15 protein-coding genes and 1 riboswitch are annotated in these 15,835 nt (G+C 67.2%); of the genes, 14 read left to right on the plus strand and 1 reads right to left on the minus strand.

Annotated elements, in window-relative coordinates:
- The first annotated feature begins 17 nt into the window (after positions 1 to 17).
- From ACW5DW_RS13935 to ACW5DW_RS13965, 7 genes are all read left to right on the plus strand, one after another.
- Positions 18 to 1,178: a type IIL restriction-modification enzyme MmeI gene (locus ACW5DW_RS13935; protein ID WP_457019675.1), complete on the plus strand. Its 1,161-nt coding sequence runs from the start codon at positions 18 to 20 to the stop codon at positions 1,176 to 1,178.
- Positions 1,073 to 3,640: a class I SAM-dependent DNA methyltransferase gene (locus ACW5DW_RS13940; protein ID WP_457019677.1), complete on the plus strand. Its 2,568-nt coding sequence runs from the start codon at positions 1,073 to 1,075 to the stop codon at positions 3,638 to 3,640. Before ACW5DW_RS13935 ends, ACW5DW_RS13940 begins: the two co-directional genes overlap by 106 nt.
- Positions 3,637 to 3,921, plus strand: a complete 285-nt coding sequence (locus tag ACW5DW_RS13945) for a hypothetical protein (RefSeq protein ID WP_457019678.1) — start codon at positions 3,637 to 3,639, stop codon at positions 3,919 to 3,921. Before ACW5DW_RS13940 ends, ACW5DW_RS13945 begins: the two co-directional genes overlap by 4 nt.
- Positions 3,918 to 4,238, plus strand: a complete 321-nt coding sequence (locus ACW5DW_RS13950; protein WP_457019680.1) for a hypothetical protein — start codon at positions 3,918 to 3,920, stop codon at positions 4,236 to 4,238. Before ACW5DW_RS13945 ends, ACW5DW_RS13950 begins: the two co-directional genes overlap by 4 nt.
- On the plus strand, positions 4,235 to 4,393 hold the full coding sequence (locus ACW5DW_RS13955; RefSeq protein ID WP_457019681.1) for a hypothetical protein: 159 nt from the start codon (positions 4,235 to 4,237) through the stop codon (positions 4,391 to 4,393). Before ACW5DW_RS13950 ends, ACW5DW_RS13955 begins: the two co-directional genes overlap by 4 nt.
- Before the next feature lie 220 nt (positions 4,394 to 4,613).
- A complete protein-coding gene (locus tag ACW5DW_RS13960; protein ID WP_457019682.1) occupies positions 4,614 to 5,186 on the plus strand; it encodes a UDP-N-acetylglucosamine acyltransferase in 573 nt (190 codons plus the stop codon).
- A 170-nt stretch (positions 5,187 to 5,356) separates the two neighbouring features.
- A complete protein-coding gene (locus tag ACW5DW_RS13965; RefSeq protein ID WP_457019684.1) occupies positions 5,357 to 5,638 on the plus strand; it encodes a hypothetical protein in 282 nt (93 codons plus the stop codon).
- Positions 5,639 to 6,358: 720 nt separating this feature from the next.
- Here the strand turns inward: ACW5DW_RS13965 and azu are convergent.
- Positions 6,359 to 6,991, minus strand: a complete 633-nt coding sequence (gene azu, locus ACW5DW_RS13970) for an azurin (protein WP_457019686.1) — start codon at positions 6,989 to 6,991, stop codon at positions 6,359 to 6,361.
- Between the two features lie 255 nt (positions 6,992 to 7,246).
- Here azu and ACW5DW_RS13975 point away from each other — a divergent pair, with 255 nt between their 5' ends.
- The 7 genes from ACW5DW_RS13975 to ACW5DW_RS14005 all read left to right on the plus strand — a co-directional run bounded on the left by ACW5DW_RS13975 (position 7,247) and on the right by ACW5DW_RS14005 (position 15,833).
- On the plus strand, positions 7,247 to 7,372 hold the full coding sequence (locus ACW5DW_RS13975; RefSeq protein ID WP_457019687.1) for a hypothetical protein: 126 nt from the start codon (positions 7,247 to 7,249) through the stop codon (positions 7,370 to 7,372).
- 11 nt (positions 7,373 to 7,383) lie between these two features.
- Positions 7,384 to 8,226 carry a c-type cytochrome gene (locus ACW5DW_RS13980; protein WP_457019688.1) on the plus strand — a complete coding sequence of 281 codons (843 nt, stop codon included), beginning with the start codon at positions 7,384 to 7,386 and terminating at the stop codon, positions 8,224 to 8,226.
- Positions 8,227 to 8,266: 40 nt separating this feature from the next.
- On the plus strand, positions 8,267 to 9,637 hold the full coding sequence (locus ACW5DW_RS13985; RefSeq protein WP_457019689.1) for a cbb3-type cytochrome c oxidase subunit I: 1,371 nt from the start codon (positions 8,267 to 8,269) through the stop codon (positions 9,635 to 9,637).
- 15 nt (positions 9,638 to 9,652) lie between these two features.
- On the plus strand, positions 9,653 to 10,438 hold the full coding sequence (locus tag ACW5DW_RS13990; RefSeq protein ID WP_457019691.1) for an AAA family ATPase: 786 nt from the start codon (positions 9,653 to 9,655) through the stop codon (positions 10,436 to 10,438).
- A 10-nt stretch (positions 10,439 to 10,448) separates the two neighbouring features.
- The gene (locus ACW5DW_RS13995; RefSeq protein WP_457019692.1) at positions 10,449 to 12,473 is read left to right on the plus strand and encodes a nitric oxide reductase activation protein NorD; all 2,025 of its coding nucleotides are present in this window, start codon (positions 10,449 to 10,451) and stop codon (positions 12,471 to 12,473) included.
- A 155-nt stretch (positions 12,474 to 12,628) separates the two neighbouring features.
- Positions 12,629 to 12,865, plus strand: a riboswitch (cobalamin riboswitch).
- A gap of 188 nt (positions 12,866 to 13,053) precedes the next feature.
- Positions 13,054 to 15,342: a 5-methyltetrahydropteroyltriglutamate--homocysteine S-methyltransferase gene (gene metE / locus ACW5DW_RS14000; RefSeq protein ID WP_457019694.1), complete on the plus strand. Its 2,289-nt coding sequence runs from the start codon at positions 13,054 to 13,056 to the stop codon at positions 15,340 to 15,342.
- 122 nt (positions 15,343 to 15,464) lie between these two features.
- On the plus strand, positions 15,465 to 15,833 hold the full coding sequence (locus ACW5DW_RS14005) for a DUF2946 family protein (protein ID WP_457019696.1): 369 nt from the start codon (positions 15,465 to 15,467) through the stop codon (positions 15,831 to 15,833).
- Positions 15,834 to 15,835: the final 2 nt, after the last annotated feature.

Here is a 15,835-nt window from a genome sequence, read left to right on the forward strand (position 1 = left end):
AGGGGAAGGGGAACCCGGTGTCGGATGCAGAGAGCTTCATCACCCGCTGGCAGGGCGTCGCCGCCTCCGAACTGTCCACCTCGCAGAGCTTCCTGATCGATCTCTGCCGCCTGCTCGGCGTCGATGTCCCGCACCCGACGCCCGAACAGGACTACATGTTCGAGCGGCCCATCACCTTTCGCCACGGCGACGGCGGCAGCAGCGCCGGGCGCATCGACCTGTACCGCCGCGGCGCCTTCGTCCTTGAATCGAAGAAGCTGAAGCAAGGCGCGCACACCAAGGGCTTCGACGACGCCCTGCTGCGCGCGCGCAGCCAGGCGGAAGGCTACGCCCGCGCCCTGCCCGCCGACGAGGGCCGCCCGCCGTTCGTGGTGGTGGTCGATGTCGGCCACCGCATCGAGCTGTATTCGGAGTTCAGCCGCTCCGGCGCCACCTACGTCCCCTTCCCCGACCCGCGCAGCCATCGCATCGCGCTGCACGACCTGCGCCGCCCGGAGATCCGCGAGCGCCTGCGCCGCATCTGGCTGGAGCCGCTGTCGCTGGACCCCAGCCGCGAGTCGGCGCGCGTTACCCGCGACATCGCCGACCGCCTGGCGAAGCTTGCGCGCAGCCTCGAACAGGCCGGCCACGCACCCGAGGCCGTCGCCCAGTTCCTGATGCGCTGCCTGTTCACCATGTTTGCCGAGGACGTGCGCCTGCTGCCCGAGCACGCCTTCCGCGACCTGCTCACCCGCCACGGCGAACAGCCCGAAGTCGCCATGCGCATGCTGGCCCAGCTCTGGTGCGACATGGACGCCGGCGGCTTCTCGCCGGTGCTGGCCGGCGAGGTGCTGAAGTTCAACGGCAAGCTGTTCAAGCAGCCCGACACCCTGCCGCTCGACAGGGCGCAGCTCGACCTGCTGGTGGACGCCGCGCGCGCGGACTGGAAGCACGTGGAGCCGGCCATCTTCGGCACCCTGCTCGAACGCGCGCTCAGCCCGAAGGACCGCCACAAGCTCGGCGCCCACTACACCCCGCGCGCCTATGTCGAGCGCCTGGTGCTGCCGACCGTGATCGAGCCGCTGCGCAACGAATGGAGCAACGTGCAGGCGGCTGTTCTTACGCTGTCGGCCGAAGTCGGCGAAGCCGACGAGGCCGACAGCGCGACAGCGCGACAGCGCGACAGCGCGACAGCATAAGAACAGAATCAATTGCGCTGCTTAAAAATTTTCATCGGCGCTTATGCAACATCCGGGTCCTAGACCCGGCCTGCGGCAGCGGAAACTTCCTTTACGTCACGCTTGAACACCTCAAGCGCCTGGAGGGCGAAGTGCTGACCGCTCTTGATGACTTCAGCTATCGGCAAACCGATCTTGCCCTGGACGGTGAGCGCGCCGACACCGCCGGGGGCGAAACGGTGGATCCGCACAACCTGCTGGGCATCGAACTCAACCCGCGCGCCGCCGCGATCGCCGAGGTGGTGCTGTGGATCGGCTACCTGCAGTGGCACTTCCGCACCCGCGGCGGCGTGCACCCGCCGCAGCCGGTGATCCGCGACTTCCGCAACATCGAAAACCGCGACGCTGTGCTGGCGCATGACGGCATGGAATACGTCACCGACGAACGCGGCGTGCCGGTGACGCGCTGGGATGGCGAGACCATGAAGCCCTCCGCTGTGACCGGCGAGCCGGTGCCGGACGAAACGGCGCGCAGGCCGGTGGAGCGGTATCTCAACCCGCGCAAGGCGGCGTGGCCAGAGGCGGATTTCGTGGTGGGGAATCCGCCGTTTATTGGTACGAAACGAATGAGGGCCGCGCTTGGCGAAGGGTATGTAGAGTCCTTGCGTGGCGCATGGCCCGAAGTGCCGGACTCGGCGGACTTCGTCATGTACTGGTGGCATCACGCGGCAACTCTTACCGCGCGTGGCGATCTTGAGAGGTTCGGTTTCATCACGACGAACAGCCTGCGCCAGACCTTCAATCGGGAGGTGTTACGCAAGGCACTCGATGCGAAGACTCCTGTCACCCTGACTTTTGCCTTGCCGGACCATCCTTGGGTAGACAGCACTGACGGCGCCGCTGTACGAATCTCCATGACCGTAGGCGCGAACGTGGCACGCCCGGGTCGCTTGGTCGAGGTGGCCGCAGAGCATCCGGGTGGTGACGGAGAGATCACCGTCGAGTTGACCGAGCGCTCCGGCCTCATTCACTCCGATCTCCGGGTTGGCGCAAATGTCGCAGCGGCCGCAACTCTACAAGCCACCCGAAACCTGGCCGGAATGGGCGTCGCCTTGCACGGATCGGGCTTCATCCTGAGGCCGGACATCGCGAACAGGATTCGACCGAGCGGCGAGTCCGTCGTCAAGCCTTATCTAGCGGGTCGCGACCTGCTACAGGTTGCCCGCGAGCGCTACATCGTCGACTTCTTCGGGCTATTGGAGCAGGAAGCGCTCGCTGCCAACCCGGCCGCGTTCCAGCACGTCATTGACTACGTGAAGCCGGAGCGAGACCAGAACAATCGGGAGGCGTTGAAGCGGTTGTGGTGGCGGTTTGGATGGGAACGGCCGCTACTGCGGACCGCTTTGCGCGGTCTTTCCCGCTACATAGTCACCACAGAAACATCTAAGCACCGGCCATTCCAGTTTCTGGATGCCGATTTTCTTGCAGACCACTCAATCGTCTGCATCGCGTCCGACGATGCCGCGACCCTAGGCATTCTTTCGAGCCAAGTCCATGTCTCTTGGGCATTGGCCGCAGGCGCACGACTCGGCGTAGGCAACGACCCCAGATACAACAAGACCCGTTGTTTTGACCCCTTCCCCTTCCCCGACCTCCACGCCGCCGACAAATTCGGCGGCCCCATCGGCGTGGCCCTCGACAACCCGGACGGGACCCCCGGCAAGACCGAAACCTACGGCGAATACCCCTCCGACCGCATCCGCAACCTCGCCGAACAACTCGACGCCCACCGCAAGCGCCAGCAGGCCGCGCATCCCGGCCTGACCCTGACCGGCATGTACAACGTGCTGGAGAAACTGCGCAGCGGCGAGCCGCTGACCGCGAAGGAACGCACCTTCCACGAGCAGGGCCTGGTGTCCGTGCTGCGCCAGCTGCACGACGAACTCGACGCCGCCGTGTTGCACGCCTACGGCTGGGGCGACCTGCTGCCCCTGCTGCGTATCGCCCACGGCAACGATGCCCCCGTCGAAGGCCAGACCCGCGAAGACGCGAGGCGCGCCTTCGACGACGCCGTGCTCGAACGCTTGGTCGCGCTCAACGCCGAGCGTGCCGCCGAGGAAGCCCGCGGCCACATCCGCTGGCTGCGCCCGGAGTTCCAGGACCCGGCACGCGGGCGCGAACACGCGCCGGCACAGGGCCGCCTCGCCACCGGACGCGAAGACGACGATGGCGAAGGCGGCTCGGACGAGGCCGCGACCGCGCCGGCGCTGCCGGGCAAGCCCCAGCCCTGGCCAAAGGACACGCTGGACCAGGTGCGCGCTGTTGCCGAAGTGCTGTCCGCCAGCCCGGTGACGCTCACGCTGGACGAAATCGCCGCGCGCTTCACCGCGCGCGGGCCTTGGAAGAAGCGCCTGCCCAGGCTGTTGGACATGCTGGTGGCACTGGGCCGCGCGCAGGAACAGGAGGGAGCATTCAGCGCATGAAGACGGACTCTGCAACACAGGACATCCGCCAGATCGTCAGCCGCGCGATCCCACCCGCAGCGGTGAAGCCCGATGGTCCATTGACCACGCCCCGCAGCTACGGCGTCTACGAGGTACCTGCCGCCACAGCTGCGCGCAGGTTCCGGTTCGGCAACCACCCCGTGCGGATGCAGGAACTCGAAAGGGAACTCGGCTCCTGCCGGCTCATGTACCTGTTCCGGCAGCGAGAGGATGCCGCCGCCATCGCAGCAGCATTGAACGTCGGAGTGCCAATGCAATGACGCGCGCCAGCGAAGTGGAGATGTTCGATAACCGCGAGTCCGAATATCTCGCCTGGGTCGCCCGCCACCCTGCCGGTTACGTCGCCAACGCCGATCGGGCGGACAATGTGGCCCAGTACCCGATGATCCACCGCGCGTCCCATCGTGCCGTGTCCAGCGACAAGATCGGCGGCTTTACTACCGGTGCGTACATCAAGTTCTGTTCGATCGATCTGGAACTCCCGCGACGCGAGCTGCATGCTCGGTTCAAGCGGCGAGCCACGCATTGCGGGCAATGCATGTCACCGAGGAAAAATGCGAAGGACGGCGTGCCATGAGGAAGATGCCAATCCGGATCGACGCCCCCGCCGAAGTCCATACCCGCGAGGACGCCCTCAGCGCCTTCGACGCCGTGCTCGAACGCCTGGTCGCCCTCGACGCGGCGCAAGCCGACACCCGCGGCCACGTTCGCTGGCTGCGACCCGAGTTCTAGAACCGCAGCGCTCGCACACCCGAACAGCACAAGCTCGCCGCTCCGGACGATGACACCCCGACACTTGGACGTGCACACGAGCAGGACGGCAGGTTTGAGGTTGCCTGAGGCAACGGCCCGGAGCCCGGGTGCCAATGGAACCATAACGCTCCAGAGTTCGGCGATATTGCCGATAACCGACTAGCGGCACACCGTGTGCCGTGATACCAAAGGGGAGACAATGAAAAGAATCATCGTCGCGATCGCGTTTGCGATCGCCATTACTGGCTGCGCTTCGAATCCGCCACTGAACTTCTCCGTTCCCAACGTAGGAGTGGCCCAGCACAAGCTCGATGCGGACATGCGCTCCCTTACCGTATCCCTCGCCCGTCCCGACGAAGCCAAGGGGAAGATTCCTGCCGCTGCACAGCACGAGGTTCCCCAGATGTGGGAATCGGCCCTGACAGAAGCCCTCAACCGCATGGCCATCTTCAGCGACAATTCGCCCAGGAAAGTGAGCGTGTCGGTGAAGGTTCTGGAGTTGGACGTACCTGCATTCGGTGCTTCGATGACCACGAAGACTGGCGCGCGCTACGAAATTATCGACCGCGAAACCGGCGCGATCATCTATACCCAGGACATTTTCGCGGAAGGACTTGTGCCTGCTGGATACGCCTTCGCCGGAGTGATTCGAGCGCGTGAATCCATCAACCGCTCCGTGCAGAACAACATCGCCCAATTCCTCCAGGCCTTGGCAACGATCGATGTCAGCAAGCCCATGTTCCCCAGCAGCCGGACAACAGGTGCCGAATGAAATCGATCTTGGCGGCGGCCGCAATAGCTTGCACGCTCGTTGCGTGCGCTCCAAATGTGAGGCCCGATAGCTATTCGGTCGGTGCCGTGGGCCAAGTGAATCGTACAGTTGGTGGTGTGATCGTGAGCGCTCGGACCGTCTCGATCGACGGTTCAAGAGGGGGCGGCGCGATGGCAGGCGGCGCGGCTGGAGCAGTTGCCGGCTCGCAGATTGGGGGGAGCGACGCGGCTGGAGCGGTCGGCGCTATCGGCGGGCTGGTTGTCGGCGCGATTGCGGGCGCGGCCGTCGAACGCAGTGCCTCCGCGACGAGCGGTATCGAGTACGTGGTCGAGACCAGCAACGGCAACATGATGACCGTCGTACAAGGCGCCGACCCCGCGCTGCACTTGGGGCAACGGGTGTTGATTCTATATGGTTCGCCCGCCCGGATAATTGCGGATCCGCGGAACTAGGCCGTCAGCAAGCCCCTCTCAGGGGGGGCTTTTTCTTGGTTCTTCCCCCCGACAGTCCAGCGACCTGGCCATCGGGTTGCCGGGGCCAGCGAGGCCGTCGTCGAGTCACCGGACGGGAGTTGGACCGGCTCAATGCAGTTGTACCGTTGGATGCAGTGGGGTCACGAATCCGGCGAAGCGGTCATCCACTCCATGCAATGGGTCCGGGTCCTGTCGCGCCGGTTCCCGACTTCATGCATGGGCCACGGCCCCTCCTGGCTTCGGCCGGACGCCACGCCCTGTCGGCCGGGAACGCTCTCTGCTGCTCCCGCTGCGATGCTTCGATGGCTGCCTCGAAGTCACGCCGGTGACTGGGCGATGGTCGTCCCGGGCTGGGAGTTGCGGAAAGCAGCGCATGGATGCGCTGCGGCGGCGAGTCAGCCGTGGGTGAGCACGGACGCTTGCGCGGCACTGCCGCGCGTCCGTGCGAACGCCCGGCGCGCTGCGCCGGTCCGGACCGCGCAGCGGGCTGACCGAGCCGGGGAGCAACCCCCTGCCCGGGACGACCACCAGCCGAAGGCGAAGAACTACGGGCAACCGTCGGGCGTTCCCTTGCACTGGGTCCCCGCCTGCGCGGAGACGACGGCTCAGGGCCCGCCAAAACAAACGGCGCAGCTGCAATGGCAGCCGCGCCGTCGAAGTACCAAGTACCAAGTACGAAGAACGTACAGCGTGTCGCGCTTATCCGACCTTGATCGGGCCGTGCATGACCGCCCAGTGGCCGGGGAAGCTGCAGAAGAACTCATACGGGCCGGCGCCCTGGATCTTGCTGACCGCGAAGGTGACCGAGGTGGTCTGGCCGCCGCCGATCAGGTCGGAGTGGCCGATGACGCGGGCGTCGCCTGTCTTGAGGTAACCACCGTCCGCGCCAGCCGACACACCTTCGGCGGAGATGCCTGCACGGTCGGATGCCGCGGCAATCACGACGTTGTGGCCCATGGCCGCCACCGGCAGCTTGCCGACGTGCTTGAGGTTGATCGTGAACTCGCTGCACGACGAGGGCACGGTGATCGAGCCGACGTTGAACTGCATGGCGTCGTTGCCTTCGATGGTCGTGCTGCAGTTGCTGACCACGGCCTCGGCCTTGCCGTCGGCGGGCGCGGTGCCCGCGTCAGCGGCAGGTGCGGTGCTTGCGTCAGGGGCCGGGGTGGCGACCGGAGCAGGCATTTCGGCTGCGGGCGCGGCGGGCTCGGTGACCGGAGCCGGCGTCGTCGCAGGCGCATCCGGGGCCGAGGAAGGCGGTGCCGACTTGTCGCCGCAGGCGGCCAGCGCGAGCGCGCAGGCGAGGCTCAGGCCGGTGATTTTCATGTTCATGGCGGTTCTCCTTAGGTAGATGACCACGACATCATGGTCCGTGGGCGATAGCACTGAGTGAAGACGTACAGTGGACGCCCGCTATCGGGTCGAAGCCGCGCAGTGCGGCCCGCAGCCCTGAGCATCTTCAATGCGTGCGCCTTCCATGATGCGCCTCTTCGCGCCGCGCCGCTGCGCCACACAACCCAGAAAGGGCTGGCAACTGACGCAGTTGGTCACTAGGATGGCCCATCGGCACCTGCGGGGAGCAGTCCAATGAAAGCGACCAGTCTGGTTTCACCCGTGCGCTGGGTCGGCATGCTGGTGTTGTTGCTGATGGCGGTGGCAGTGGTCTATGCCGGCTACACCGCGATCTCCTACTGGCCCTCGATCGCCGTCTGAGGAAAGGACGCATGAACAAGCGGCAGTCACGGATATTCGCCATCGTCGCAACGGGCCTCGCCGCCGTTGCTTTCATTGGCCTGACCATCCACAGCCACATGCGCTTCGGTGAGCTCACCAATGCGCAGAACATCACGCCGGAAGTCACCCACGGCAAGGATGTCTGGCACAAGTACAACTGCATCAACTGCCACACCCTGTTCGGCGAAGGCGCCTATTACGCGCCCGACCTGACCAAGATCGCGCAGCATCGCGGCGAGGCCTACCTGAAGGCCTACATGCGCGATCCCTCGAAGTTCTACGACGAGCAGCGCCATCGCCGACTGATGCCCACGCAGAACCTGAGCGAAGTGGAGATCGCAAACCTGGTCAAGTTCCTCGATTGGGTGTCGAAGGTCGACAACCAGGGCTGGCCGCCGCGCCCGATCCTGGTCGTCGGCGGCGCCGTCAACGTGGCCGCGCAGGGCACGGCCCAGGGCGTCGCGCAGGCCCAGGACGTGCGGCCGGTCACCGCCGACAGCGATCCGCGCGCCATTGGCGAGCACCTGTTCCGCACCGCGGTGCCGGTGTGCACTGCATGCCATTCGCTGCAACCGGGCGTGCAGCTGGCCGGGCCGTCGATGGCCGGCATTATCGAACGGGCCGAACTCACCCTGGCCTCGCCGACCTACACCGGCAGCGCGACCGACGTGCAGGGCTACATCCGCGAATCGATCGTCGAGCCCAGCGCGCACGTGGTTCCGGGCGACATGTTCTCGGCCGCCGGCGTGTCGTTCATGCCCGACACCTATGCCGAGGCGCTGGGCGATGAACAGATCGACCAGCTCGTGGCCTACCTTGCAACGCTGAAGTAGCACTGGCGGGCGCACGACGCCGGCACCAGGAGATTTCCACATGCGCTACAAGTCCCAATCGGTCGCCTACTGGTACTTCGCCGTGGCGATGGTGCTGTTCGGGCTGCAGATCGTGTTCGGGTTGCTGTCGGCCGCGAAGTACCTGGGCCCCGATCCGCTGCTGTACATCCTGCCGTTCGACGTCACCAAGACGATCCACACCAACCTGCTGATCGTGTGGGTGCTGACCGGCTTCATGGGCGCCACCTACTGGATGGTGCCGGACGAGTCGCGCACCGAGCTGTACAGCACCAAGCTCGCGTACTGGCAGCTCGGGCTGTGGACGCTGATGGGCGTCACCGCCGTCATCGGCTACGTGTTCCGCTACGGCACGGGCAACAAGCTGCTCGAGCAGCCGCTGCCGCACAAGATCGTCATCGTCATCTGCATGCTGATGTTCCTCTACAACATCGGCATGACGATCAAGAGGTCGGGGCGGCTGACCACGACCGAGGGCGTGCTGATCGGCGGGCTTGCGCTGTCGGCGATCCTGTATATCCCCGCGCTGCTGCACTACGAGAACTACACGGTGTCGATCTTCTACCGCTGGTGGACGATCCACCTGTGGGTCGAGGGCGTATGGATGATGATCATGGCCGGCTTCCTGGCCTACCTGCTGATCCGCCTGTCGGGCATCGATCGCGAGGTGATGGAGAAGTGGCTGTACGTGATCGTGGGCCTGGTGTTCTTCGCCGGCATCCTTGGCACCGCGCACCACTATTACTGGGTGGGTGTGCCGCAGATCTGGCTGCCAATCGGCGGCTTCTTCAGCGCGCTGGAGCCGCTGGCGCTGGCCGCGATGGCGATCTACGCCTATGCGGCGATGCGTCGCGGCGGCGTGCGGCACCCGAACGTGCTGGCCCTGCACTGGACCATCGGCAGCGCGATCTTCGCCCTGTTCGGCGCCGGCCTGCTCGGGCTGGCGCACACCTGGCCCAGCGTGAACAAATGGACCCACGGCACGCTGATCACCGCGATGCACGCGCACTCGGCGTTTTACGGCGCCTACGCGATGATCATCATGGCGATGATCACCTACGCGCTGCCAAGCCTGACGAACCGCCCGCAGAACAGCTATTCGCCGCTGGGCTACTGGGCGTTCTGGCTGCAGGTGTCGGGCATGTTCGGCATGACGCTGTCGTTCGGCACCGCAGGCATCGCACAGGTCTATCTGGAGCGGATCATGGGCATGGGCTACCTCGATGCCCAGCTCAAGATCCAGGTCCACTTCCTGATGCTGATCCTGACCGCGACGGTCTTCGCCACCGGCGTTGCGATGTTCATCTTCGACTTCTTCCGGCACCGGCCGCACTTCGAGGTGGTTGCCGACCATGCGGTTGATGGCGAGCCAACGGTACGCGTGGAACGCTGACGGGTGGATGGGCACGTGAGGGCAGAGGCGGGGCCGTACTACCTGCCCACCGGCAACGAGGTCGAAATCGTCGAGCAGTGCCACGCCGGCGGGCTTGCGGTGATGCTCAAGGGGCCGACCGGCTGCGGCAAGACGCGTTTTGTCGAGCACATGGCGTGGCGACTGGGTCGTCCGCTGATCACGGTGGCCTGCCACGACGACCTCACCGCGAGCGATCTGATTGGCCGATTCCTGATCCGCCACGACGACACCGTGTGGCAGGACGGCCCGCTGACCCGCGCCGTGCGCGAGGGCGCGATCTGCTACCTCGATGAAGTGGTGGAAGCGCGCCAGGACACCATCGTGGTGCTGCATCCGCTCACCGACTACCGCCGCATGCTGCCGATCGACCGCACCGGCGAGACGCTCGAAGCGGCGCCCGGATTCCAGCTGGTGATCTCGTACAACCCCGGCTACCAGCGCATGCTCAAGGACCTCAAGCCGAGCACGCGCCAGCGTTTCGTGGCGATCGAGCTGGGCTTTCCCGAACCGCCGGCCGAAGCGGCGATTGTCGTTACCGAGAGCGGCGTGGACCGCGGCACTGCGGTCGCGCTGGTCGAGCTGGCGGTGCGCGTGCGCTCGCTGCGCGATCGCGGGCTGGCCGAGGTGCCAAGCACGCGGCTGCTGATCGCCGCCGGTCGCCTGGTCGCCAGCGGCATCGGCGTGCGCGAGGCCTGCAACGCGGCGGTGATCTCGCCGCTGAGCGACGATCCAACCCTGCTCGGCGCGATGCGCGAACTCGTCGACGCGATGTTCCCCTAGGCCGGCCGACATGGCCGAAGCCGAAGACGTCGTCGTCGATGCAGCGCGACATGCGACGGTATTCATCCGCGACACCTGGCGCCGGCATTACGCGCGCGAGCCCGACGCACCCATAGCGCTGGCATCGCTGGCGCGGCGCCTGGACCTGCTGCTGTCGGCCGCCTGCGGCACCAGCCTTCCGATGCGGGTCGCCCTGCCCCCGGCGCGGCCGACCCTGCTGCACCGGCTGTTCCACGCGCCTGCGTATCCACGCCACCGGCAGGCACTGCCGGCCACCAGCGGCGACACCATCTGGCTGCCCACGCACCTGGATACCTGCGACGCGGTGGAAGCGTCCGAGCTGTATCGCGCGATGGCCATGCAGCAGGCGCGCCGGGCCATGCGCGGCAACGCACAGGCGATCGTCCAGCAGCGTGATGCGCTGCTGCGCGACACCGCGCTGGTGCTGGAGGCGCAGGCCGCCGAGGACGACATCGCACGGTCGTTCCCCGGACTGGTGCCGGCGCTGCGACGACTGCGCCGGCTGGCGCTTGCGGCTCGGCCACCCCTGGCCGACTTCGCGCCGGCACGACAGCCGCTGGAGCGGCTGGTGCGCGACATCCTGGAGCGCGATCTGGCGTCGTCTCCCACGCCAGCGGCTCATGCGGTCGGGGATTCCCTGGCACAGGCGGAACGGCTGCTGCGGGAGTGGTCCATCAGCGCCGCCGAATCGCGTCGGCTCGGGCCGATGCCGCTGTACCGTGACTGGTGGACCGGTGAACTGCGCACGACCGGCGGCGCCACCGCCCACCTCGTCGACGGCGCGCCGTCCGCGGTCGACGACGACCGGCCGGTGCGCAGCGCGCGGATGGAGCGCCGGCCCGAAGGGCGCGATGCGGTCGAGGACGAGGACAAGCCAGGCGAGCCCGGCGTGTGGATGATCCAGCAGGACGCCCCGCACGAGGTCGCCGAGGATCCCTTCGGCCTGCAGCGACCGGTCGATCGCGACGACGAGACCAGCGCCGACGAATACGGCGACATGCTCTCGGAGCTGGCATCGACGCGCATGATCGCCGCGCCCGACCCGCCGCGCGAAGTGCTGCTGTCGGACGACCCGCCGGCCAGTCGCGCAATACTCGAGTTCAAGGGCGACGGCGAAGGCGACGCGCGCTTCCGCTATCCCGAATGGAATCATGCGGACGCGTCCTACATCGAACACGGCACCACGGTGCGCCTGATCGCGCCGGTGCACGGCGATCCCGCGTGGATCGACGCCACGCTCGCCCGCCACCGCTCACACCTGGACGGCATTCGCCGCCAGTTCGAGGCGTTGCGGCCCGAACGCGTGCGCCTGCGCCGGCAGAGCGACGGCGAGGACATCGACATCGACGCCTGCGTGGAAGGCCGCGCCGACCTGCGCGCGGGCGGCTTCCTGCGCGAAGGGTTGTACGAGGCACGGCGGCCGGGCCGGCGCAGCATCGCGGTCTGCCTGCTGGTCGATGCCAGCGGCTCCACCGACGGTTTCATCGGCGATCGCCGGCGCGTCATCGACGTCGAACGCGAGGCGCTGCTGCTGGTGTGCATGGCCCTGCAGGGCCTGGGCGAACCGTTCTGCGTGATGTCGTTTTCAGGCGAAGGCCCGCACGGCGTGATCATGCGCATGCTCAAGGACTTCGACGAGCCGTACGGGCAGGAAGTGGCGCTGCGCATCGCCGGTCTTGAACCGGAAAACTACACCCGCGCCGGCGCCGCCATCCGCCATGCGACGGCGTTGCTGATGCGCCAACCCGCCGAGCATCGCCTGCTGCTGATGCTGTCGGACGGCAAGCCCAACGACGCCGACCGCTACGACGGCCTGTTTGGCGTCGAGGACATGCGCCAGTCGGTCACCGAAGCGCGGCTGCAGGGCGTCTTCCCGTTCTGCCTGACGGTGGACCTGCAGGCCCCGGGCTACCTGCCCAAGGTATTCGGACCGGGCCACTACGCCCTGTTGTCGACGCCCGAGCGCCTGCCGCTGGTGCTGCTGGACTGGACCAAGCGCCTGCTGGCGCGATGACGGCAGTCGCGCACGCGTTCCATGCCTGGCCGATCAGGTTGCTGCGCCAACGCCCCCGGCGGCCTCCGGTCCCGGCTGCCGTTCCGCAGCTTCCGGCGGCGGTCGCTCCAGGCAGGCGGCCCCACTGATGATTGACCGGGCACGTGCAGCGGGGTAACGTTGCGCCCGCCGAAGGTATATATCTCTCTATTGCGATAGAGAGATATATTTAATTGGGAAGTCCGGTGCGGGCCTTCGGGGCCCCATTCCGGCGCTGCCCCGCAGCGGTGTGTGGAAACGACCCTCGCCACAAGCACTGGTCCTGGCGGACCGGGAAGCGGCGGGCAGTAGGTGGACGGCTTCGGCCGGCCGGGTCCACGAGCCCGAAGACCTGCCTCGGCCAGGGAGCGATCCCTGTCTGACCTGGCGCCCGAAGGGTGCGCGGGAAGCCCATGCCCGACCTGGCATGGAAGTCCGCGCATGTCCGACGGTACCGGTTCGCCCGAGGGGGCGAAGGTCGCTGGCGTGGGCGCCTGCCGTGTCGTGGGGAGCCTGCGCGGTTCCTTCGTTCTTCGTTCACTCCGAATCGAGGACAAGCACCATGACCACCGTGACAAACCTGGGATTTCCCCGCATCGGCGCCAGGCGCGAGCTCAAGCGCGCGGTCGAGGCATTCTGGCGGGGCGATACGTCCGCCGCGGAATTGCAGGACCAGGCGCAGGCGCTGCGCCTTCGCCACTGGCAGCTGCAGCATGCCGCAGGCGCGGACACCGTGCCCTGCAACGATTTTTCGCTCTACGACCACGTGCTGGACACCGCGTTCCTGTTCGACGCGATTCCCGCCCGCTACCGCGCGCTGGCCGACGCCGACCCGCTCCAGGCCTACTTCGCGATGGCGCGGGGCCTGCAGACGGAAGACTTGGACCTGCCGGCGCTGGAAATGACCAAGTGGTTCGACACCAACTACCACTACCTGGTGCCCGAACTCGAGGCCGGGCAGACCTTCCGCCTGCGTGGCGACAAGCCCATTGCAGAGTTCCTGGAAGCGAAGGCGGCCGGAGCGAAGGCGCGCCCTGTCCTGCTCGGCCCGGTGAGCTTCCTGCTGCTGTCCAAATCTGTCGATGGCGGCGACCGGCTGGAGCTGCTGCCCGACCTGGTTGTCGCATATGCCGACCTGCTCGGAAAGCTGCGCGAGGCCGGCGCCGAATGGGTGCAGATCGACGAGCCCTGCCTGGCGCTCGACCAGGACGCATCGGAGCAGGCCGCCTATCGCCACACTTATGCCACGCTGGCACGGGTGTCGCGGCCGCGGCTGCTGCTGGCGACGTGCTTCGGCGCGCTGGGCGACAACCTGGTGACGGCGTGCTCGCTGCCCGTCGAGGGCCTGCACGTCGACCTGGTCCGCGCACCGGAGCAGCTTGACGCGGTACTGGACGCCTGGCCAGCCGACCGCGTGCTGTCGCTGGGCCTCGTGGACGGGCGCAACGTCTGGCGCACGGACCTGGACCAGGCACTGGCGCTGGCGCGGCGCGCCCACGACCGGCGCGGCGGCGAACGACTGCAGGTCGCCCCGTCCTGCTCGCTGCTGCACAGCCCGCTCGACGTGACGCTGGAACGTTCGCTGCCTGCCGACCTCCACAGGTGGCTTGCATTCGCGCGGCAGAAGCTCGAGGAGCTGCGCGTGCTGGCCGATGCGCTGAACGGGCTGGTGTCGGCCGACTCGTCGCTGGCGCTGGCGCGCGAGCGGATCGAAGCCAGACGGCGATCGCCCCGGGTCCACAGGCCGGAGGTTGCCGATCGTGTCGCAGCGATGGGCGCGGCCGTGGACAGGCGCAGCTCACCCTACGTCCAGCGCAGGGTCGCACAGCGACAGCGCTTCGACCTGCCCCTGTTCCCCACCACCACAATCGGCTCGTTCCCGCAGACCAAGCAGGTGCGCGATGCACGGGCCGGGCTGCGATCGGGGCGCTTGAGCGAATCGGACTACGACGCCTTCATAGCGCTTGAAACCGAGCGCTGCGTGCGGGTGCAGGAGGAGATCGGCCTGGACGTGCTGGTGCACGGCGAGTTCGAACGCAACGACATGGTCGAATACTTCGGCGAGCAGCTCGACGGCGTTGCATTCACCGGCAGCGGCTGGGTGCAGAGCTACGGCTCGCGCTGCGTGAAGCCGCCGATCATCTTCGGCGATGTCAGCCGGCCGGCGCCGATGACGGTGCGCTGGTCGCGCCATGCGCAGTCGCTGACCGACAGGCCGATGAAGGGCATGCTGACCGGACCGGTGACGGTGCTGCAGTGGTCGTTCGTGCGCGACGACCAGCCGCGTGCGCAGACCTGCCAGCAGATCGCGCTGGCCCTACGCGACGAGGTGCTGGACCTGGAGGCTGCCGGGATCGGCATCATCCAGGTCGACGAACCTGCCCTGCGCGAAGGCCTCCCGCTGCGTCGCGCGGAGTGGCAGGAATACCTCGACTGGGCAGTGCGGTGCTTCCGCATCGCCGCATCGGGCGTGGAGGACGAGACCCAGATCCACACGCACATGTGCTACTCGGAGTTCAACGACATCATCGAGGCGGTGGCGGCGATGGACGCGGACGTGATCTCCATCGAAACATCGCGCTCGCGCATGGAGCTTCTGGACGCGTTCGTGAAGTTCCGCTACCCCAACGAGATCGGGCCTGGTGTCTACGACATCCACTCGCCGCGCGTGCCCGACCATGCCGAGATGGGCAGGTTGCTGGCCAAGGCGAAGGCAGTGCTCGCGCCCGAGCAGATCTGGGTCAACCCCGACTGTGGCCTGAAAACGCGTGGCTGGCGGGAAGCCCGCGCCGCGCTTGAAGCCATGGTGGAGGCGGCGCGGAGACTGCGCGCGGAGGTCGTAGCCGCGTGAGCGGACGGCGCGCCGCCAACGACCCGGCGGCGGCGCGCCGCTGCTTTCCCGGCCTGCGACGTGCCGGGGCACGTGCCTATACTGGCGCCCGCATGAACCGGTCGACGCCCTTCTCCAGGCACATGGCGCTGCTCGCCCTCGTAGCCATGCTGCTGGCCGTGGCCGCGCCGGCCGTCAGCCGCGTGCTGGCCGCCTCGATGCCGGATGGCGCACTGATCCTGATGGAAATGTGCACCAAGGCGGGCATGAAGTTGATCGACGTCTCGCCCTTCGTGGGCGACGTGGAGCAGCCTGCGAACCTGCCGACGGCGGACGACGATGCCTGCGGCTATTGCGCGCTCACCACGCCGGCACCGCTGGTGCTGGCGCTTTTGTTCGCGCTGCTGTTGTGGGCGGCGCAACTGCCCGCATTGCGACGCTGCACGCGGATCGCGAGGCCGCTGCGCAACCTTCGCGGCCTTGGTTCGCAAGGCCCGCCGCTCCTGTCCTGAGC

It is taken from the genome of Luteimonas sp. A482 (assembly GCF_054072655.1).

What these genes read in the sequence shown, in the direction of transcription:
- ACW5DW_RS13940 (WP_457019677.1), top strand. Translation starts at nt 1,073, where the DNA reads ATGGAGCAACGTGCAGGCGGCTGTTCTTACGCTGTCGGCCGAAGTCGG.
- ACW5DW_RS13945 (WP_457019678.1), top strand. Translation starts at nt 3,637, where the DNA reads ATGAAGACGGACTCTGCAACACAGGACATCCGCCAGATCGTCAGCCGC.
- ACW5DW_RS13950 (WP_457019680.1), top strand. Translation starts at nt 3,918, where the DNA reads ATGACGCGCGCCAGCGAAGTGGAGATGTTCGATAACCGCGAGTCCGAA.
- ACW5DW_RS13955 (WP_457019681.1), top strand. Translation starts at nt 4,235, where the DNA reads ATGAGGAAGATGCCAATCCGGATCGACGCCCCCGCCGAAGTCCATACC.
- ACW5DW_RS13960 (WP_457019682.1), top strand. Translation starts at nt 4,614, where the DNA reads ATGAAAAGAATCATCGTCGCGATCGCGTTTGCGATCGCCATTACTGGC.
- ACW5DW_RS13965 (WP_457019684.1), top strand. Translation starts at nt 5,357, where the DNA reads ATGGCAGGCGGCGCGGCTGGAGCAGTTGCCGGCTCGCAGATTGGGGGG.
- azu (WP_457019686.1), bottom strand. Translation starts at nt 6,991, where the DNA reads ATGAACATGAAAATCACCGGCCTGAGCCTCGCCTGCGCGCTCGCGCTG.
- ACW5DW_RS13975 (WP_457019687.1), top strand. Translation starts at nt 7,247, where the DNA reads ATGAAAGCGACCAGTCTGGTTTCACCCGTGCGCTGGGTCGGCATGCTG.
- ACW5DW_RS13980 (WP_457019688.1), top strand. Translation starts at nt 7,384, where the DNA reads ATGAACAAGCGGCAGTCACGGATATTCGCCATCGTCGCAACGGGCCTC.
- ACW5DW_RS13985 (WP_457019689.1), top strand. Translation starts at nt 8,267, where the DNA reads ATGCGCTACAAGTCCCAATCGGTCGCCTACTGGTACTTCGCCGTGGCG.
- ACW5DW_RS13995 (WP_457019692.1), top strand. Translation starts at nt 10,449, where the DNA reads ATGGCCGAAGCCGAAGACGTCGTCGTCGATGCAGCGCGACATGCGACG.
- metE (WP_457019694.1), top strand. Translation starts at nt 13,054, where the DNA reads ATGACCACCGTGACAAACCTGGGATTTCCCCGCATCGGCGCCAGGCGC.
- ACW5DW_RS14005 (WP_457019696.1), top strand. Translation starts at nt 15,465, where the DNA reads ATGGCGCTGCTCGCCCTCGTAGCCATGCTGCTGGCCGTGGCCGCGCCG.